Below are 21,237 nucleotides of genomic sequence, written 5' to 3'. Positions count from 1 at the left end.
AAATGAATATGCCATGGCAAAAAAATCCTGTTGTTACGTCAATCATTGGAGTTATTATCGTGCTGCTTATCTGGGGCTTTTGGCCTCAGCCGGTATTCGTTGAAGCCATTGCGGTGAAACGTGCACCGCTAATCATCACTATTGAAGAAGAAGGCCGCACTCGTGTAGTTGACCGTTATATAGTCTCCGCTCCGGTCGACGGTGTTGCTTGTCGTCAGCAACTCAACGTCGGTGACAATGTAACGCAGGGTCAAGTATTACTCGGTATCACTCCACTGGAATCACAGGTGCTTGATCCGCGCAGCCGTAGACAAAAAAAAGCGCAACTAGCCGCGGCAGAATCAGCACTGCATGCTGCTGAGCAGCAGGCTGAAGCAGCACATGCATCCGCAAAATTGGCAATTATCGAGCATGAACGACTTAAACCTTTGGTTAAGAAAGGCGTGATTTCAACTGATGCTTATGACAAGGCAGCCACTCTTGTAGAAACAACAGCAGCGAGTCAACGCTCTGCCAATTTCCAGATCGAAGTTGCACGTTATGAACTGCAGGCAGCAAAGACAGTGCTGGAATACACCACCGCAGACATATTGGAAGCGAAAGATGACCCTGCAGTACGCATACCCGTGGTATCTCCCATCGACGGAAAAGTGCTTAAAATCACACGTGAATGTGAAGGTCCAGTGCGCACTGGCGATACTCTGCTCGAAGTCGGTGACCCCTCTGTGCTGGAGATCGAAGTCGATGTGCTTTCGGCCGACGCAGTAAAAATAAAACCGGGTATGAAAGTATTGTTTGAGCGTTGGGGCGGAGAGCAACCTCTGGAAGGTTTGGTACGCATTATTGAACCGATTGGCTTCATGAAAGTTTCTGCTTTGGGTGTTGAAGAACAGCGAGTACTCGTTATTTCCAATTTCACATCACCGTCAAAGCAATGGCAGCGCTTGGGAGACGGTTACCGGGTAGAGGCGAGTTTCATTCTCTGGCATGAAGATGATGTGTTGCAGGTGCCAGCCAGTAGTCTGTTTCGGTATAAAGATGGCTGGGCGGTTTTTGTTGTTGAGAATCATCGTGCGAAAATGCGAGTGGTTGAGGTTGGGCAGCGTAATGGATTGGTTGCGCAGATAGTTGCTGGTGTTAATGAGGGTGAGGGGGTGGTTAATCATCCTAATGATGATGTCGAGGATGGCGTTAGAGTGAAGGGGAGGTTATAACGATAAATGTAAGCTAGGCTAGCCAGTTTTTAATGGCTAACTTTGACCAAAATGGAAAGGTGAGATCTATTTATTGCTATGTCTACTCTGCATAACAACGAGAATAATGAGTGTCTCTCGTATTCTGTCCAACAATAAATTGGCTAACAAGTATCTGAACAAAAACAGTTAAAAGTGAGTGAATTTATATACTCAAATCGACAATCAAAGGGTCAGAGGCCATTTGAACTATTTTTGTCCTAGGTACCTCAATATTTAAAACGTCTATATTTGCAGATAGGTAAATATGGTCAATACATACTTTGGGAAGTTTTCGATAAAAAGTTCCTACAGGTATATGATCTTTCATTGTGCTCTGCGCATCACGTAAATAATCATTTAGTTTTTTTCACACCTTTGAAGAAGGAAGGGCATTAAAATCGCCTCCAGTATAACGGGTTCCCTACATAAAACGTTTGCTAGCCACTTTGTACCTAGTAACATCTCAACTTGCTTCATCCGTTCACGTCGTTTTAATCCGAGGTGAGTATTGTTAGTTTCATGGAATGAATTATCAGTTAGCACAGAGAATAGTTTTTGTATTTTAGCTCCACGTAAAAACTTGACGCGATGCGTTTGAGTTTTTGTTTTTGTTTCATTATTCGCATGAACACCTGCAGAGCTATGACTAAATTTTTCATGACAGAGCTGACAACTTGCTCTAGCGTTTTGCCCGTTGTTTTTTGAAAGGATGTGACGCTATCCTGTTCATGATCTGAATAAATCCAGACATCGTAATCACGACGAGTAAGCCGATGGACTGCTTTCCATATACGGTGTATGGCATGATCAATTCCTTTCTATGTCCAGTGATCAAACCAAGAACAAGGATCTCTGCGATGAGCTTGTTCATCAAAGCCCAAAAAATTCAAATGGATAATAGGTAGCCCTCGGCTAATATCCATTTTGACACCCATGACGGTAAGTTTGCGCAATAGAATTGAAATGGCAATTCAGCTAGGAATAAATTTTAGCTCTTTGATAAAATCATGCCCTGCAATAACTCCGCGAAAATAATCGACTGTGGCAAGTACAAACTCTATGACGAGTAAAAAAGGGATACTAAAAATAGCATAAATATTAGTAAATAATAAAATAAGTAAAGTCAGTATTAGATCTCATAATGTTCTTTTATGATTTTTGTTTTATTACCCAATAAATGTATTGTTAGAGCAAAAATTAATTGAATTTTTACTGATCTTAATCAGCCGCATATTTATTATCAACCGGACCAAATTAGACTTAGTTTACTATTCCAATCAAATAATTCCTTAAATGCGAAATACCGCAAGCATGGATTGATGAAATGGTAAAAAATAAAATTTATTTGTCTTACTCATTAAACATCTCGTTTGTGAGCTGGATGTAAATATGTGCAAGTCAACTTTTAGAGGGGAAATAAAGAGATATTTTGTATAAGGTTCACTTGTCGTACATAAAATAAACACGAGTTCTTTTTTTTATCGCCACGATCCCTCTATTAAAGGTGCGTGTATTTTTCGATTAAACTCAAGCTCACAATAGCTATTCCCATTTCATTGATAACCCCCTAACTATTATCACATTTTTGAATTTTATATCGCTGTATTCAATAATAAGATCAGTCTGGTACTAGCGACCTTTGCAGTCCATCAGCGACTAAATCACTCAAAAAAATCTTTCCTGTTTCATTATGATGAACAACGTCTGAGTTTAATATGCCTGTTTGATAGGGAAAGATAACATTGCCATCTTCTTGTACACTGACATTATTGTTTTTAAGGTAGTTCAAAAAATGGGTTCGTGCGGGAACAAAAGTTACACCAGAACTCAAGGCAACTTCTTCTGCCGCCTTTTGATATTCATCAAGCTGAACGTCATAAAGATTAGAGCCATCGGGTTTTTCATTATAAGTGGTTGCTGCAACTAAAACGACTTTGATGTTGTTGGTTATACAGGCTTGAACGATTAAGTTGAGATAACTCTTATAGCTAGCCGTCGACGTATTGGGATTGTTATTTAAGACATCATTTATCCCAATATATATTATCGCCACATCAACATCGTCAGTCATTATCTGATCAGCAAAAGGCTCAGGCTCAGCTAAGCCACCGCCAGCAGCATAACTTCTAATTCCCTCCCACAACTCCTGAATATCAGCACCATTAATACCTCTATTTAATGATGTTGCTCCTTGTATTGACAATGCATCAACCAAAGATTGCTGCCAAACAATAACGTCGGTGTTCGAATCACCATAGAAGCCTATTCTCATGCCAGATGTTATGTAACTATCAATACCTGTTATTTGATTAATACCATCGAGGGTATATAAAGCAGTGCGCTCTGCTTGTGCCGCTGGTGATATATTATAAATTGGGTCGGTCTGTAAATTTTCCGGCTGTACGATAAAAGAATAAACAGGGCTCTCCAGTGATGTATCACTTAAGTTTGAAATGATTTTCCAGTTATACTCTTCTCCAAACGCCAAATACTCATAAGGAATTAGTTCAGTAGTACTTATGTTATAACTTGGAGTACTAGGTTGAGGTTGTGCTTCTTTCCACAGGTAAATATCATAATTTTCCACTCCAAGGCCATAGTTCCAGTGCAATGTTTGCCACGCTAATGCAGAAGCAGCTTTATCTATAGGATTGGTTGGAATTGCCGCAGTGTCTGTTGGTAAACCCGTACTATGTAATATAGGGTCACCAATATAACCATGAGCATTGTTAATAGTGCCTGTATTAGCGTCTGCAATAACCAGCGTGAGAAAAACATTGTCATCGGTTAGGTTAATATCGACGTCTTGTACTTCGGGGCTTCCTGACAAAAGTTCTCCATAGTGAACTTCTATGCCATCAAGTAGTACCCAGTAGTTTATTTTTGCCCCTGTGGCACTACCAAATCGAGCTGTAAATTTAGTTATGGCAGCGCCATTGTTATAACTCAGACGAATTTTGTCCAAGTTGTAAGTCAGTCCAACGGTGGCGTGCATATCAATAAAAGCATGATTGTCGGGGTCACCACTATAGTCTGGATTAGTGCCTAAATTATGAGATTGTAGGGATGGGTCACTATGACGATAAGGACCTTTACTGGGGATCCCATCATGTTGGGATATTCCCGTTTTGGCAGAGAAATCAAAGGTAATACCTGAGGTTGATACCACGGTTTCGCCATCCTTTTGAGGGACAAATGCACCGTCAACAATTCTATATCTAGCTGAAAAGTCTTGTTGATTTAAGGATACGACCACACTGGTGCCCGAACTTCCCGTGCCCGGAAAACTACCGTCTCCACCAGCCAATGCGTCAGCTAAGCTATATTGTAGCAAAATGGGAGCAGGGGCATCGCTATCGCTCGTAATATTCCAGCGCAGTTCGTCGACAAAAAATCTCAATAAATCGACTTCTGCAGCGTCGCTCCATATATGATAAATATTATCCCGACATTCCTGATAGGCAAACACATCTGAACGGGGTAATACCGTACCAATAGCTTGATAAAAGTTTGTAAGCCACGTTTCACCGCCCCATGTTTCGTATGAATGTATCATAAGACCAGACATTAGATCATTAATACTCTCATTGGCATTCCATGGCATGTACTCCTGTCGCCAACCATAGTCGAAATTGTAAGTTGAGTTACTCTTGTAGGTTTCAAAATTTGCTACCATACGGTCTCTAAACCACATTGAATCTTGGCCAAAATATTCAAGTTCAACATCTAACATGTCTGACATCATAACTGCCATGGCGTTATTCATACCAACAGTCCACCATCCCCAGTTCATGGGGTCATCATCCATTGCCCAGTCGAATGATTCATTAAAGTAGGGAGGCCAAAAGTTACGATTAGATTCATAAAAAAACACTTGATGGTAGCGTTCTTGCCCACTCAACAAGATATCGTACTGTTCATCAAAAAAACCTCGGCCAACCGAAATCCCCCGCACCCCGTGATTAGCAAGCCCTCCGGCCCCACAATTATCTAACGGAATTTGAATGGTAATGTGTTCTTGCCATGGCGTGTCTAAAGGGAGGTTTGTTAACCCCGTAATTGATTCATATTTGTAATACAGTCGATGAAAAAATTCAACCATTCGTGTCATAGTTGCATGATCAAATGCCAATGCATCGTTACCTTCAATGACAATAGCAATAGAGTCATCAAACCAAGCAACGGCTTCGGTATTTGATGAACACCAAAAGTTATAATTAGTCGTAATGGCTTGAACATTAGGTGTTGTAATAATTGGATTTACAGTAATATTAACGGAATCAGATGATGTCAAATCTTCATTGTCGGTGACTGTCAATTCAAACGTAAATACTTCGTCGGAGGTAACATTAGGCGCGGTAAAACTAGTGCTGATATTGCTAGTATTAGTCAATGTTACGGTGGTTCCGCTGGTTTGACTCCAAGCATAACTGGCAATGCTTCCATCAGTATCACTGGCTGTTCCAGCTAAAGTAACACTGGTTTGTTCATCAACTAGCTGGTCAACCCCCGCGTTGACTAATGGCGATGTATTCATTATCTTCGGTATTACAGTATTGGTTGGTTCTCCACCACCTCCACAAGAAAACACTGATGTTAAACAAAAACAAAGTACTAAATATTTAAACAAAATTAGCTGCCTTTTTAAGAATCATCTATTACGTTTGTAAACATCTAGTATAGGTAAGTTTCATGTTTCTGTTCATTTAGTTATTAACGGTTAAATTCATTGAGTTATTTGTTATTTATTTTCAACCTTTTGCCATTAGCGGTTAGTCACGAAATAAAGACTATATTTTGACAAAAGAGATTTTAGAGTACATGTATTGGATATCGTAAATTACTGAGTCTTTAATTTTATTGTAAATAATCAGAGTGCTCTCAATATGCGTATGATAAAATTCGTATATATCTAAGTTTATCTTAAAGAGTTTACCCCAGTGCCGACTGAAAAATTATTAGCACTCATCATGTCATTTCTAAAATGCGAAAAACCGAAAGCATGGATTGATGAAGCGGTAAAAAAAGAAAATTTATCTGTTTTACTCATTGGACACCTCGTTTGTGAACTAAATGTAAATATTTGCAAGTAAGGTTTGTAACAACAATATCAAAAAGGACTTTATTGCATGTTGTTTACTTTGAGCGCCAATTATTGAAATTGGCTTAAGGTTTATTCAATATATTTTCTAAAACATCACTTCTACCAAGGTGTTTATCACATAGGTAGAAGCTAAGATAAATTACCTAATAGAGGTACAACCGTTAAATCCTTTCATACTCCATATTTCTTTTCGCCAAAACGGCAATGATCCAAAATCTCCATGTTTTTCAGGCTCAGTCATCAATATCTTATCTTGATCAGGTTTAACACTGTTAAAAGATTTAAACGTTATACAGGAATCAATCTCTCTAAACTCATCTAATATCGTAGACAATGACGACTGGATGTTATTCTCGGAGCCAAATGTTCTTTTCAAATGATGTTCAGGCATATCATGGTATTTATCAATAGATACTAATAATGACCCTGATGGTGCAAGGCCGTATGCATATGATTCAGCAATTTCAGCCACTCGATTTAAGGTCAAGTTATAGAACGGAATGTTGCTCTTTTTGTTTTTTAATACTGGTTTCAATGCACTTAAGGTTTCTTCAATATTTGCAGCAGCAGCCATATACACAATAGTTGACAGTATATTTGAACTAATCCAATCCTCTTGATATTTATTTAATAGATTATTAATAGCAATTGTACCCATGCTATGACCAACCAATGTCAACTCAATATTGAGCCCCGGATTTTTACTTGCAAATATAAATAATTTTTCAAAAAATAAACCTGCATGCTGACCTGAATCACCAATTTTATTGTCTAATTGCTTAGTATTTGGTTCAACACTTTGGAATCGTCTATCATAAAGACCTGAAGGGTAAAACATATTGCGAGCTCTTCGCTTCATTACATCCCAAGATTGGGAAGCGATAACACCATTCCATACAGAACCTATTACGTATCTTATTGGTAGTACTACAGTATGACCAATTCCCGTGCTCCATTGATCCCAGTTACCACGAGAATATTGACTTCTATTGACTAATATATTATTTGAGTTAGCAGTAAAAGATATATGTTCCTCACTCGGTTGTAACGTTTCAACTCCTGTATGAGTTTTATATTGTTCAAATGCGTCAACCCAAATACTAGACAAAAGGCTTGATGCGATTCCTGATGCTACCCTGTCTTTTTCATTAGTAGCTTGGTAGTACATTGTTGAAGGAAGCTTCCCTACACTCGTAACCAGGTCTTCAAATAAAATAAAAGGTGTTGAAAATAGTCCTACTGCAAAATTAGTGTTTCGTCCTTCTCTAATATTAAAAAGGTGTTCACTATAAGTACCGGGAGCATTTGAGGGCCAAGAAACATAAATAGGATAGTGCCAATCAGCTTTTTCCTTTTCGATTTTATCAAGTGTATCTTCCATACGCTTATCGGTTGCATCCATAGTATTAAGACCACCATGAAAATAGATAAGTAATTTAATTGGGGTATCTAATGAAAGATAATTTGAAGGTAAGCTTGATAGGTTATGTGTCTCTTTTTTGTAATGTTGTTTGATAGCCTTTCTACATGAGTCTTCTTCAATATTTTTATTATTTTGTTTACTACAGGAAAGAACTAACGCTTCGATAAACATAGTGTCAATCATGTTAGTAGCGTTGTCATTTAAAAGTGGTTTTGCTGTTGTTTTTTTATGTGATGACGCTAGTGCGATGTCATTCTGAATAAGATAACCATGTCGATTTACTCTTAAAACATGCTCTTGAATGTCTTTTTCATAAGTGTTGGTATGAGGGCTATAGGAGCACCCTGTAAGTCCTAAAAATCCAAATATAAACATATAAAACGGTAAACAGTTAAATTTCTTCATAACAAATCCTTTTGCATTAACCAAATATATTTGAGTATAGAAATAATATAAAAACTATCAACGTTGATTTGAACAAATTCTACTTTATCATTGTCAATCAATTTAAATAAACCTTATGGAATTTACCAATCCCTTTATAGGCGTTTTTACGTTTATTTACCTTCTGTGATTGATATGACCCTAGCGTTAAATCTTAAGCTAGTATCGTCTGAGTTATCATTACAAAAATTAATCCAATCGTGTAATTAAATATTATTGGCTTATGTCTCTTTCGTGGTAATAGTAATCTTTAAATCAGAGCATTCGATCTCGAATATTAACGAGTATTTACTTTTCTTATAAATAATCACGGTACTCTCAATATGCGTATGATAAAATTCACTCATATCTAAAGTTTATTGTTAAGAATTAGCGCTAATGTCGACTCAAGAATTATTATCTCCTATTTTATCATTCCTTAAATGTGAAACGCCGCAAGCATGGATTGATGAAGCGGTAAAAAAAGAAAATTTATCTGTTTTACTCATTGATCACCTCGTTTGTGAGCTAAAAGCTGCGCAGTCGGCAATGTTTTTGATCCGAAAATATGCCGTAGATAAAGAAAGTGGGGATGCTCTATTAGCTTGGCTACAGCCTTTTGAGCAATTAATTTATAAAAGACAAGGCGATTGGCGCTCGTTACCTTCAAAAAACAAGTTAACTAAAGCAATATTACCCAAGTCAGGTTCAGCTCACGGACAAGGCCTTATTGACAAAATGGTCTTATTGATAAAAGAAGAGTTACATCACTTTTATCAAGTACTAGAAATAATGGATGAATACGGTGTTGAATATCAAAGTATTACGCCATGTCGGTATGCGAAAGGTATGTTGAGGCATGTAAAGTCTTTTGAACCTGATGCGATGGTAGATAAGTTAATTATAGGGGCTTTTATTGAGGCAAGATCATGTGAACGTTTTGCTAAAATAGCACCACATGTTGATAAACGTCTTGGCGATTTTTATATCTCTTTATTGCGCTCTGAAGCTAGGCACTACCAAGACTATTTATCATTAGCGACAGAGATAGCCGGAAAAGACATTTCTGAACGAGTAAAGTACTTTGCCGATACTGAAGCAGCATTAATTATTAGCCCTGACGAAGACTTCAAGTTTCACAGTGGCTTACCAACAAAAACTGTTTAATTTTAGTAAGCATTTTCTGGCTGTTGTGTGGCAATCATACTCGCCATAACACAACAATTACGTCCTGAATTTTTAGCTTTATATAACGCTTGGTCTGCATTATTAAATAATGTCGACCAAGTCATGTTACTTTGCAGTTCAGCAACGCCAATAGATACTGTTATTGGCGGCAGTTGCGTATTACTTTGCCGTTGGACTAACTTTAATGTTGAAATAGCTAGACGAATTTTTTCAGCCATTGAATGGGCAAATTGTTGAGATTTGTTTGATAGAACCACTATAAATTCTTCACCACCGTAGCGTACAGGAATATCATCTGATGCTGCATGCTCTTTGATAATGTTAGCAACAAGTTGAATCACTTTATCACCAACACTGTGTCCGAAAGCATCATTCACTTTTTTGAAGTGATCTATATCGATAACTAAAGACGAATGAGTCTGACTCAATGATAGCGCTTGTAACCTTTTTTCACACCCACGGCGATTTAATAATCCGGTTAACGTATCAATTAAGGCTTCTTGACGAGATTCTTCTAATTTTTGTTTTAGCTGTGATACTTCTTGAGAAGCCTTATAAAGTTCGGTAGATAAAGACTTATGTTGAACTTGTGACTGGCCTATAGCGTTGAGCAAAAAGGTTGTAATATTTTGCAGTGGTTTATACTCACCTAATTGGCCAAGTGCTTTACCTATTTTATTTAGGTGACTTATCGCGGCTTTTTCACTTGAAACCTGATGGTCAAGTTGCGCTAAAGTACTACTTAATGTTTGACCAAAAGGCGTGAATATTTTATCTTCAATTTGTTGAGTATTTGATAAATACTCAACAAACAATGAATCAAGGAAAATAGTATCTAAGGATTTATAGGCAGCTAATTGCAGATCTATTTTATTATTGAGAGATAAATTTTCTTTCGTGAAATAACAATATGCCACAGCGTAATGACTAGGTGTAGGAGCAACACTATGAAAAAGCATGAATTTTTTTGCTTCTTCAGAAATGATCATGGCTTGATGAAAGTCTTCCTGCATAATACGTCCTTTTATTATTTTTTTACATAGTAGCAGTTAACTAAAAGTAAACTCAATGTAAAAGCATATCGGAAAGGTGGTTTTATAAACTTTTATTGTCCAACCTATAACTTATTTATATAAGTATCATTTAATTTATAAATAAGATGATTTTTTAGTCAGTTTTAAAAGCTTGTGAAAGTAACTCTATACTATTTTCGGTTACCTTTAACCAAGCACCTTGTTCATACCAGTCGCCGAGTACAATACGTTGAGCGGGAGCATTATTTGCTTGTATATTGTGAATGTTCGGACGATGGGTATGTCCGTGGATCATTAACTGACTCTTATATAACTCAAGTGCGTTTATAACTTCAGTTTCGGTAACGTCCATTATTTCTTGTGATTTCATTGCCGTAGCACTGGCACTTTTTATGCGGTAGTTCTCTGCAATTTTTCGGCGTACAAACAAAGGTAAGTTTTTGATGATGGTTTGCCACCACCATGAACGTGATTTTTTTCTAAAGGCTTGATAAGCAATATCACGCGTACATAAGGTATCGCCGTGCATAATAACAACAGGTTTACCGTATAAATTAATAAGGTCTATTTCAGGTAGTAACTGCATACCACAGGCTTTAGCATATTTTTTACCAAGTAAAAAATCGCGATTACCATGAATATAGTAAATACGGGTGCCTAGCTTACTTAATGTTTTTAAGGCGTTGGAAACGTCTATAACAAAAGGATTTGTATCATCATCGCCAATCCAGTATTCAAATAAGTCACCTAATATATAAAGCGTTTCGGCTTTAGGAGCATCATTTTTAAGGAATAACAAAAAACAGGCCGTGATATCAGGCCTATTTTGAGCTAAATGTAAGTCGGCAATAAAATAGGTTACCGACTCTTTCAATGCTGTACTGGTCACTGAATGAAATTAATCAATAATCGCAGATTCAATGATGATTTCTTCTTTTGGCACATCGTCGTGACCGTGTAAACGGCCAGTATCAACTAATGTCATTTTATCAACAATGTCCATGCCTTCAACAACTTCAGCAAAAACACAGTAACCCCAACCTTGTACCGTTTCGCTTTTAAAATCTAAAAAGTCGTTGTCACTTAAGTTAATAAAAAATTGTGCAGAAGCTGAATGTGGCTCTTGTGTTCTTGCCATCGCTAAAGTGCCACGCTTATTGCTTAAGCCATTGTTCGCTTCGTTGGTAATAGTTTCGCGAGAATCTTTTTCTTCTAAACCTGAAGAAAAACCACCACCTTGTGCCATAAAACCTTTAATAACACGGTGAAAAATAGTGCCATTATAAAAGCCGTCTTCAACATATTGTTGAAAGTTTTTTGCCGTAAGGGGTGCTTTATCAACGTTTAATTCAATTTTGATATCGCCTAAATTTGTTTTTAAAGTGATCATTTTATTTACTCTTCAATTTCGATGGGCGAATTGTAAACGAAAGCACAGAACTGTAAAGAAAACTTATGGATATTCTCATGTTAAATAATGACCCTAGCGCTTTGTTCGGGTACAATTATCGAAAAATCGTTGATTTTTTATTAATGAATAATACCTTATATTTTAATCGTAAACGGAGCCAGAAAATCTATGTTACAGATATACAATACATTAACCCGTCAGAAGGAAGTTTTTACCCCAATTGAAGCAGGTAAAGTGGGTTTGTATGTATGTGGTTGTACTGTTTACGATTTATGCCATATCGGTCATGGTCGAACCTATATTAGCTTTGATAATATCGCTAGATATTTACGATTTACTGGTTATGACGTAAATTATGTTCGTAACATCACTGATGTTGAAGACAAAATAATTAAACGTGCACAAGAAAATAACGAAACGCCCGATCAGCTTACCGAGCGAACTATTGCATTGATGCATGAAGATTTTGACGCATTGAATATACAGCGACCGGATCTCGAGCCAAGAGTGACTACTCACATGGACGAGATTATTGCCATGATAGTTACCCTTGTAGAAAAAGATCATGCTTACGTTGCAGGTAGTGGCGATGTGTTATTTGCTGTTTCTAGTTATGAAGATTATGGCAAACTTAGTGGCCAAAATTTAGAGCAATTACAAGCAGGCTCTCGTGTTGAAGTTGATGAAAGTAAAAAGTCACCATTGGATTTTGTTTTATGGAAGTCGGCTAAACCGGGTGAGCCAAGTTGGGAATCACCATGGGGAGCAGGGCGCCCTGGTTGGCATATCGAATGTTCTGCTATGAGTGCGAAAGAGCTAGGTCGTCACTTCGATATTCATGGTGGTGGTTCAGATTTACAGTTTCCACATCATGAAAATGAAGTAGCACAAAGTTGCTGTGCACTTGATACGCCTTATGTTAACTATTGGATCCATACCGGTATGGTGCAAGTTGACCAAGAAAAAATGTCAAAGTCACTTAATAACTTTTTCACTATTCGTGATGTGTTAACACAGTATGATTCAGAAACCGTAAGGTTCTTTTTAACATCAGGACATTACCGTAGTCAGTTGAATTACTCTACTGATAATCTAGACCAAGCTCGTTCTGGCTTAGAGCGTATATATACTGCTTTGCGTGATGTTGATGTACTTGCTGATTTTTCTTTAGATAAGAACGATGTTTATGTTAGCGAATTTATTAAAGTCATGAATGACGACTTTAATACGCCACAAGCTTTAGCGGTATTATTTGATTTAGCCAAAGAGTTAAATGTTGCTAAAAATACCGATAGCGACAGAGCCTCTTATTTAGCTACAACACTCAAAGGGTTAGGTGAATTAATTGGTTTATTACAATTATCTCCAGCAAGCTTTTTACAAGGTGAAGGTGACAACGATGAAGTTGCTGAAGTTGAAGCGTTAATTAAGCAACGTAATGATGCCAGAGTAAGTAAAAACTGGGCATCAGCAGATGAAGCTCGCGATAAGTTAGCGGCGATGAATATTATTGTTGAAGACAGCGCAGGCAAAACAACTTGGCGTAAAGGCTAATCAAAAGTTATTAATACTTGCTGCGAGTAACTCAAAACCTCATTTACAAACTTGTAACTGAGGTTTTTTAGTTTTGTGAGAGTCGTTTTATCTAGGTGAGGAGATTGTTGAGTCAGAAGTAGGAGACGTTAGAATAGGGTTACTTGTGGACGGCTGTCCAACGCGCAATTATTTTAGCTATTTCACCATTTTTTTCTAGTGTGGTGATGGCTACATTAATACGATTAAGTGTTTCAATGGTACACGACTGGCGACTTATCATGATATGAATAGTATCTTGATATATTTCCAAGGGATGTATTTCAAATTCATCTTGCAATGAATACTTCTCAGAAAATGCTTTCATCGTCACCGGATCGACCAAAACCCCGTCAATATGACCTTTTAATAATAGCGCCACATTTTGTTCTAGGTCGATAACGTGATTAATTTGTGAATAAAAGGCTTTTGTTGTAATTAGTTTTTGATATTCTTTACCGTAATAATAGCCACCCTCAACACCAATCATATAATTAGCACTAGAAAGGTCGCTTAATTTTTTTAGCTTTATTTTCTGAACCGTTCCTTTTTTAACAAAAAGGTTAACTTTCTCAAACCTGTAAGGCTTAGAAAAATATGCAGTTTCTTCGCGTTCAGTTGAATGCGATGCACCCATGGCCATATCTATTCTACCGGTTTTTATATATTGTAAATGTCTTTTCCAAGGGAGTTCTGTGAATGTTACTTTAAGGTCGGACTCTTTAATAATTGCATTAAAAATATCGAAATCTAAACCCACAAGTTTTTGTTGCTTATTATGATACTGGTATGGATACCATAGCTCCCAGCCTACCGCATAATCTCTTGACAGGGCTTCATTAGCTGAACCATTAAAAGTTAATACAAGAGCAAAAATTAAATATTTCTTCATATATCATCTCCTTGGTTCAATACTTTTATTTATGTATTAGTGAGGGGGGGTACTCTAAATGCTACCGCTGAATTTGTCGATTAAAGCTTTATAGGATTAGCTAGAGTGGCTTTTGTTGTTTTGAACCTATTAAACACTTCTCATCTATTATCTTCTTACCTTGGTATAAGCCTTATTTAAAGGTAAAAAAAGTAAATCAGTCTAACTTATATTAAGTGTAATCGTGTTATTTGTGTTTAGCTATTTTTATTGAAAGTAATAGGTGTTGATGATTAAGAACTGAAAAGTAATGATGTTGCATATGCAGCATCGTTGCTTTATATTAATGTTTATAGATCAATACTCGGAGAGCGTTATGGCGTTAGTTGCCCCACTTGCTACAGATGAAAATGAAGAAGTTTCTGAACTTGCCCGTTTCTTTAATGAAACATTAGGGTTTTGCCCAAATAGTGTGTTGACGATGCAACGACGCCCAGCTATTGCTAAGGCTTTTATAAATTTGAATATGGCTGTTATGGCAAATGAAGGCACAGTAACGGCTGAGCAAAAACGCTTAATAGGTTATATAACAAGTGCTAACACAGGCTGTCGCTATTGCGAAGCTCATACTATCTTAGCTGCTGAACGTTATGGAGGCACTGATGAACGACTCGCTAATATTTGGTCTTTTAGAGAAAGTGATCGCTATAGTGCGGGTGAAAAGGCAGCTTTTGAATTTGCACTCGCCGCTTCAAGTGTACCAAATGCTGTTGACGATAATATTTCCACTGAATTACATAAATATTGGGATGATGGAGAAATTGTAGAAATACTGGGTGTTATTTCCTTATTTGGCTATTTGAATCGTTGGAATGACTCGATGGGAACTACCATGGAAGCAGGTGCTGTTAACGCTGGCGAACGATTACTGTCAGAGTCAACTTGGACTCGAGGTAAGCATAAATAAAGGTATCAATTAAAAAACCAACAAACGATATGTTATTGGTTTTCAATTAAAAATTGTCCTAATCGACGGGTATTTATTTTATGCTTTTGGCGTTGTATCTGTCTTTTTCTATGTGTGCTTTGCACTTGTCGTCTAATGCGATTGTTCATTATTACTTCTCATTAATTATTGAAATCCTGTCACACAGGTTTATTGTTCCAGACTAATTCTAAATACGTACATACACGTAAATAAGTTCAGAATTACCCTACCAGATTTAAGTATCCTTGCACAATATGTCATTTTGATGACAATCAACAATTATGAGTACACTGATGGGTTTTCAAAAGAACGCCGGCCAAATAAAGGCAAGCGCTATTGTGTGATGATAACTATTTTATCTTCAACAGGTTGAGGGAGAGCATTTTCTTTTGACTTATTGTCCATCCAAGTCAACGTGTCGTAATAACGTCTTATGTTTTCAACATAGTTTACGGCTTCATCACCGCGAGCATAACCATACTTGGTTGGTTTGTAGTATTTTTTCTGTTTAAGTAAAGGTAAACGATCTTTAACCTCTACCCAGCGATCTGGGTCTCCACCTTGTTTTTCTGTTATCTTTCGCGCGTCATTTAAATGGCCTAAGCCAATGTTATATGAGGCGAGCGCAAACCATAATCTGTCAGGTGAAGGGACTCTGTCAGGCATTCTATCGATCATTTGTTTAAAGTATTTGGCGCCACCACGAATGCTCTGCTCAGCATCTAAACGACTTTTAATCCCCATTTGTTTTGCGGTTGGCAAGGTTAGCATCATCATGCCGCGTACACCTGTATAAGAACGCGCATGTGGTTCCCAGTGAGATTCTTGATAACTAATAGCAGCGAGTAACCGCCAATCAAGTTCCTGACTATATTTCTCAAATAATGGCTGATACTGAGGCAGTTTACCTTCAACAGCTTTAATAAACATACGAGTGTCAACATAGTTGAATTCTTCAACATGACCGTAGTATTTGTCATTGAGGGCTAATAATGTTCCGTCGTGATGAACTCTGCCAAAAAACTCCACAAGGCTGGCATAAATTGACTGGTCATTATTTTTTTTAACAGCCCAAGCTAAAGGCTGAGGTTTTTTAATGGTAAAGCCAATACTGATTTCAGGATAATAGCGGCGATTAACCGCAAGGGTATTACTGTCGATAACGGTGTAGTCAATTTCATCTGATAATACTTTCAGTAATAGTTCTTCGCTATCAAATTCATCACTCACTTGCCAAGCTAACTCTTGGTTGCTGTTTTTTAATTGAATGAGGTTTTCTTCATGACTCGAATGAGCCATGATGAGTAAGTTACCTGTTAAGTCTTCAATATCACGAGGTCTAATGTTTCCTTGCTTAAACACCAGTTTCTGGCTGATATTGTCGTAGCTTGGCGAGAAATCATATTGTTGACGCCTTTTTTCGGTAACGGCTAAACCCGCGGCTAGAATATCTACTTGGCCACTGTTTAATTTGTCAAAAAGCTCTTCAAGGCTGTAACTAGGGACTACTTTTAAGTCAACACCTAATGAGTCAGCATAATTTTTAACTAACTCATACTCAAAACCCGCAGCATCTTCAGCTTCTAAGTAATAACTGGTTAAGCCGTAAATAGTTCCGACGTTAATATAGCCACGCTCAATGATGCGCTGTAAACTGGCATTTTTTTCTGTGGGCTGGCAGCCAAATAGTAAAAAAGTACTCAAGAATAATATGCTTACAAACTTGCTGATTTTTTTAACTATTTTAAAATTTAAGTTAATCATATAGGGTTATTGTGGCGTGATTCCTTCTTTATTCAAAGCACTTTTTATCAATAATGAAGATTAACTTTTTAAGTTAATCTTTTAACGCTTATCAAAACCCTTTATATCTATTATAATATGCGCGATTTTTCTTCCATTATTTTAACTGCGAAAACGCAACTAAAATAAAACTAAACTGGTGATTACGTTTATGACGATGTTGATGAAAACCCTTCGCGGCGCTCCGGCACTTTCAGACTTTAGAGTTAAAAAATTATTAGCTCAATGTGCTGAATTAAAACTTCCTATAACAGATATTTATGCTGAATTTACGCACTTTGTGCATATTTCAGCTGATCTTAACGACGAAGAGTTTCAAGTTTTACAGCAACTTCTTAAGTATGGACCAAACATTGAAGAACACGAACCGGTAGGTCAATTCTTATTAGTCACTCCGCGTCCTGGCACTATTTCTCCTTGGTCTTCAAAATCAACCGACATCGCTCATAACTGTGGGTTAACTAAAGTTAACCGTTTAGAACGTGGTATCGCTTATTACATTTCTGGTGAATCTTTAAATGAGCAACAGCAAGCTCAGCTTGATCATTTGATTTCAGATCGCATGATGGAAGTTATATTTACCGAAATGGCACAAGCAACGTCACTTTTTGCAACCGCAGAGCCAGGTGAATTAACAGCCATTGATATTGAAAAGGGTGGAAAAAATGCCTTAGTTAAGGCGAACATAGAGTTAGGTTTAGCTTTAGCGGAAGACGAAGTAAATTACTTATTTGAAAATTTCACCAAATTAGGTCGCAACCCTCACGACATCGAACTTTACATGTTCGCGCAAGCAAACTCAGAGCATTGTCGTCATAAAATATTTAATGCTGACTGGACCATAGATGGTGTTAAACAGCCAAAATCATTATTTAAAATGATCCGTAATACCCATGAAATTAATCCTGACTTTGTTTTAAGTGCTTACAAAGATAATGCAGCAGTTATGGTCGGCAACAAGGGCGGACGTTTTTTCCCCAATCCTCAAACGAATGTTTACGGTTACCACCATGAAGACATTCAAATCTTAATGAAGGTTGAAACACACAATCATCCCACCGCTATTTCTCCATACCCTGGCGCAGCGACAGGCTCAGGTGGTGAAATTCGCGACGAGGGCGCAACAGGTATTGGCTCTAAACCCAAAGCAGGTTTAGTCGGTTTTTCAGTATCCAACTTACGTATTCCTAATTTCGAACAGCCATGGGAAACTGATTTTGGTAAGCCAGGTCGAATCGTTTCAGCGCTTGATATTATGATGGAAGGCCCTTTAGGTGGCGCGGCTTTTAACAATGAATTTGGTCGTCCAGCAATTCTAGGTTATTTCCGTACTTACGAAGAAGAAGTTAACTCGTTTAACGGTGTTGAAGTACGTGGTTATCACAAGCCTATTATGCTTGCTGGTGGCTTAGGTAATATTCGTGATGAACATGTACAAAAACGTGAAATTATCGTTGGCGCTAATTTAATCGCACTTGGCGGTCCCGCCATGAATATTGGTTTAGGTGGTGGAGCCGCATCATCAATGGCCTCTGGTCAATCTGCCGAGAATTTAGATTTTGCTTCTGTGCAACGTGAAAACCCTGAAATGGAGCGTCGTTGTCAAGAAGTTATCGATAAGTGTTGGCAGTTGGGAGAAGAGAATCCAATCGCTTTCATTCATGATGTCGGTGCTGGCGGTTTATCAAATGCTTTCCCTGAGTTAGTTGCTGATGGCGGCCGTGGTGGTGTTTTTGAACTTCGCAATGTTCCAAATGATGAACGCAGTATGGCACCTCATGAAATTTGGTGTAACGAATCTCAAGAACGTTATGTTATTGCCGTATCAGACAAAAATTTAGCGACCTTTGAACAAATATGTCACCGTGAACGCGCCCCATTTTCTGTTGTTGGTCGTGCGACAGAAGAAGCACATTTAACTGTGACTGATGCTCATTTTACCGGTAATGATAAATTAGCTACACCCATTGATTTACCACTTGATGTTTTATTAGGCAAAACACCTAAAATATTTAAAGATGTATTAACGGCAAAAGCTGGTGGAGATGAATTTTCTTTAACGGATATCACCTTAGCTGATGCTGCTGACCGTATTTTGTCGTTACCGACAGTTGCAGAAAAAACCTTTCTTATTACCATTGGCGATCGCTCGGTAACGGGTATGGTTAATCGCGACCAAATGGTTGGTCCTTGGCAAGTGCCTGTTGCCGATTGTGGTGTTACCGCTTCTGCGCTTGACTCTTATCACGGCGAAGCCATGTCTTTGGGTGAGCGCACTCCAGTGGCTTTATTAAACTTTGGCGCTTCTGCTCGTTTAGCGGTCGCTGAGTCACTAACTAATATTGCCGGTACAGATATTGGCGATTTAAACCGGATCAAATTGTCTGCGAATTGGATGTCGCCAGCAGGACATCCGGGTGAAGATGCAGGTTTATACGAAGCCGTTAAAGCGATTGGCGAAGAGCTTTGTCCAGCATTGGGGTTAACTATCCCAGTGGGTAAAGATTCAATGTCGATGAAAACTAAGTGGGAAGATAAGGGCGAAGAAAAATCAGTCACATCTCCTATGTCATTAATTATCACCGCTTTTGGTGTTGTTGAAGATATTCGTAAAACGGTTACGCCTGAATTAAGAATAGACCAAGGCGACACTCGACTTGTTGCTATTGATTTATCAAAAGGTAAAAAGCGCTTAGGTGGCTCATGTTTAGCACAGGTTTATAAGCACTTAGGTAAAGAAACACCCGATGTAGATTGTCCTGAAACCTTAAAAGGCTTCTTTAATGCCATGCAAACATTGGTTCGTGATGAAAAGCTTATTGCTTATCACGATATATCTGATGGCGGATTATTCACCACTGTCGTTGAAATGGCTTTTGCTGGTCATACCGGTGTAGATATTGATTTAACAGCATTAAACTCAGTCTCAGGTAATGACATTGACGTATTATTTAATGAAGAGCTTGGCGCTGTTATTCAAATTCGTGAAAGTGATGTTGCTGCAATAGACGCAATTTTAGCTGAACATGGTATTGCAGATTGTTGCACTGATATTGGTCGTATTAATAACGAAGATACACTCCGATTTAGCCGTGATGGTAAGGTAGTACTTGAAAATTCTCGTACTTATTATCGTACTGTGTGGGCGCAAACCACCTATAGAATGCAGTCACTGCGTGATAACCCTGAATGTGCTCAACAAGAGCATGACGTTAAATATGATACTGAAGACCCAGGATTACATGCTGAGCTTACTTTTGATATCAATGAAGATATTGTCGCTCAGTTAATTGCACAAGATGCACTTAAAGGTTCTAACCCCAAAATTGCAATATTGCGTGAGCAGGGCGTAAACTCTCATGTTGAAATGGCGGCCGCTTTTGACCGAGCTGGCTTTATTGCTGTTGACGTACATATGTCTGATATTTTATCTGGCCGAGCTAATTTAGCTGACTTTAACGGTTTAGTCGCTTGTGGTGGTTTCTCTTACGGAGACGTATTAGGTGCTGGCGAAGGTTGGGCAAAATCAATATTATTTAACAAAGATGCTAAAGCCATGTTCAAAGCTTTCTTTGAACGCCAAGACACCTTCACTTTAGGTGTTTGTAATGGTTGTCAGATGTTATCTAATCTGAAAGAAATTATACCTGGCGCTCAAGCGTGGCCACATTTTGTACAAAATAAATCTGAACGTTTTGAAGCGCGTTTCTCATTAGTTGAAATACAAGAAAGTCCGTCAGTATTATTTAAAGGTATGGCAGGTTCTCGTATGCCTATTGCTGTTTCTCACGGTGAAGGTCATGCAGAATTTAGTTCAGAAGATGCTATTGGTGCTGTTAATGATTCAGGTACTGTTTCAATGCGTTATGTTGATAACTATGGTCAAATCACTGAAACTTACCCTGCTAACCCTAATGGCTCGCCTGACGGTATTACGGCGCTAACAACAACCGATGGCCGCGTTACTATTATGATGCCGCATCCTGAACGTGTTTTTAGAACGGTTGCTAACTCATGGCATCCAGACGAATGGCAAGAAGATTCTCCTTGGGTACGCATGTTCCGTAATGCGCGTGCGTTTATCGGCTAATTAGCCATAGGCCTACCTTGTTTAAAAAAGACGCTTCGGCGTCTTTTTTGATCGCGAGTAAAAGTAATATCTGTAAAGTGTATGAAGTTAATGTT

13 protein-coding genes are annotated in these 21,237 nt (G+C 38.0%); 6 read left to right on the top strand and 7 right to left on the bottom strand.

Annotated elements, in window-relative coordinates:
* Positions 1–2 precede the first annotated feature (2 nt).
* On the top strand, positions 3–1,214 hold the full coding sequence (locus tag H4J39_RS12330) for an efflux RND transporter periplasmic adaptor subunit (RefSeq protein ID WP_182228709.1): 1,212 nt from the start codon (positions 3–5) through the stop codon (positions 1,212–1,214).
* A 1,639-nt stretch (positions 1,215–2,853) separates the two neighbouring features.
* On the opposite strand, the gene H4J39_RS12325 is transcribed toward H4J39_RS12330, so the two are convergent.
* The gene (locus tag H4J39_RS12325) at positions 2,854–5,865 is read right to left on the bottom strand and encodes an SGNH/GDSL hydrolase family protein (protein WP_182228707.1); all 3,012 of its coding nucleotides are present in this window, start codon (positions 5,863–5,865) and stop codon (positions 2,854–2,856) included.
* A gap of 340 nt (positions 5,866–6,205) precedes the next feature.
* Here H4J39_RS12325 and miaE point away from each other — a divergent pair, with 340 nt between their 5' ends.
* Positions 6,206–6,328 carry a tRNA isopentenyl-2-thiomethyl-A-37 hydroxylase MiaE gene (gene miaE / locus H4J39_RS12320; RefSeq protein WP_182228754.1) on the top strand — a complete coding sequence of 41 codons (123 nt, stop codon included), beginning with the start codon at positions 6,206–6,208 and terminating at the stop codon, positions 6,326–6,328.
* A gap of 150 nt (positions 6,329–6,478) precedes the next feature.
* Here miaE and H4J39_RS12315 read toward each other — a convergent pair whose 3' ends face one another.
* Positions 6,479–8,167, bottom strand: coding sequence for a hypothetical protein (locus H4J39_RS12315; protein ID WP_182228706.1), 1,689 nt, complete (start codon positions 8,165–8,167; stop codon positions 6,479–6,481).
* A gap of 417 nt (positions 8,168–8,584) precedes the next feature.
* Here H4J39_RS12315 and H4J39_RS12310 point away from each other — a divergent pair, with 417 nt between their 5' ends.
* Positions 8,585–9,352 (top strand): tRNA isopentenyl-2-thiomethyl-A-37 hydroxylase MiaE, encoded by a 768-nt coding sequence (locus H4J39_RS12310; RefSeq protein WP_182228704.1) that lies wholly within the window; start codon positions 8,585–8,587, stop codon positions 9,350–9,352.
* Positions 9,353–9,354: 2 nt separating this feature from the next.
* Here H4J39_RS12310 and H4J39_RS12305 read toward each other — a convergent pair whose 3' ends face one another.
* From H4J39_RS12305 to H4J39_RS12295, 3 genes are all read right to left on the bottom strand, one after another.
* The gene (locus H4J39_RS12305) at positions 9,355–10,386 is read right to left on the bottom strand and encodes a GGDEF domain-containing protein (protein ID WP_182228702.1); all 1,032 of its coding nucleotides are present in this window, start codon (positions 10,384–10,386) and stop codon (positions 9,355–9,357) included.
* Positions 10,387–10,540: 154 nt separating this feature from the next.
* Positions 10,541–11,296: a UDP-2,3-diacylglucosamine diphosphatase gene (locus tag H4J39_RS12300; protein ID WP_310649751.1), complete on the bottom strand. Its 756-nt coding sequence runs from the start codon at positions 11,294–11,296 to the stop codon at positions 10,541–10,543.
* A 9-nt stretch (positions 11,297–11,305) separates the two neighbouring features.
* The gene (locus tag H4J39_RS12295; RefSeq protein ID WP_182228701.1) at positions 11,306–11,797 is read right to left on the bottom strand and encodes a peptidylprolyl isomerase; all 492 of its coding nucleotides are present in this window, start codon (positions 11,795–11,797) and stop codon (positions 11,306–11,308) included.
* A gap of 189 nt (positions 11,798–11,986) precedes the next feature.
* On the opposite strand from H4J39_RS12295, the gene cysS reads away from it, so the two are divergent.
* Positions 11,987–13,372 carry a cysteine--tRNA ligase gene (cysS, locus tag H4J39_RS12290; protein WP_182228699.1) on the top strand — a complete coding sequence of 462 codons (1,386 nt, stop codon included), beginning with the start codon at positions 11,987–11,989 and terminating at the stop codon, positions 13,370–13,372.
* A gap of 139 nt (positions 13,373–13,511) precedes the next feature.
* Here the strand turns inward: cysS and H4J39_RS12285 are convergent, their stop codons facing one another.
* Positions 13,512–14,282 (bottom strand): ABC transporter substrate-binding protein, encoded by a 771-nt coding sequence (locus tag H4J39_RS12285; protein WP_182228697.1) that lies wholly within the window; start codon positions 14,280–14,282, stop codon positions 13,512–13,514.
* A gap of 355 nt (positions 14,283–14,637) precedes the next feature.
* Between H4J39_RS12285 and H4J39_RS12280 the strand changes: the two genes are divergently transcribed.
* Positions 14,638–15,228, top strand: a complete 591-nt coding sequence (locus H4J39_RS12280; RefSeq protein WP_182228695.1) for a carboxymuconolactone decarboxylase family protein — start codon at positions 14,638–14,640, stop codon at positions 15,226–15,228.
* A 354-nt stretch (positions 15,229–15,582) separates the two neighbouring features.
* Here H4J39_RS12280 and mltF read toward each other — a convergent pair whose 3' ends face one another.
* On the bottom strand, positions 15,583–16,953 hold the full coding sequence (gene mltF / locus H4J39_RS12275; RefSeq protein WP_259368829.1) for a membrane-bound lytic murein transglycosylase MltF: 1,371 nt from the start codon (positions 16,951–16,953) through the stop codon (positions 15,583–15,585).
* A gap of 262 nt (positions 16,954–17,215) precedes the next feature.
* Between mltF and purL the strand changes: the two genes are divergently transcribed.
* Positions 17,216–21,142, top strand: coding sequence for a phosphoribosylformylglycinamidine synthase (gene purL, locus H4J39_RS12270; protein ID WP_182228752.1), 3,927 nt, complete (start codon positions 17,216–17,218; stop codon positions 21,140–21,142).
* The last annotated feature ends 95 nt before the right edge of the window (positions 21,143–21,237 follow it).

It is taken from the genome of Colwellia sp. Bg11-12, from assembly GCF_014076955.1.
GTDB lineage: Bacteria > Pseudomonadota > Gammaproteobacteria > Enterobacterales > Alteromonadaceae > Colwellia_A.
Note: the sequence above shows the minus strand (reverse complement) of the source record. Positions and strands in the feature narration are given on the sequence as shown.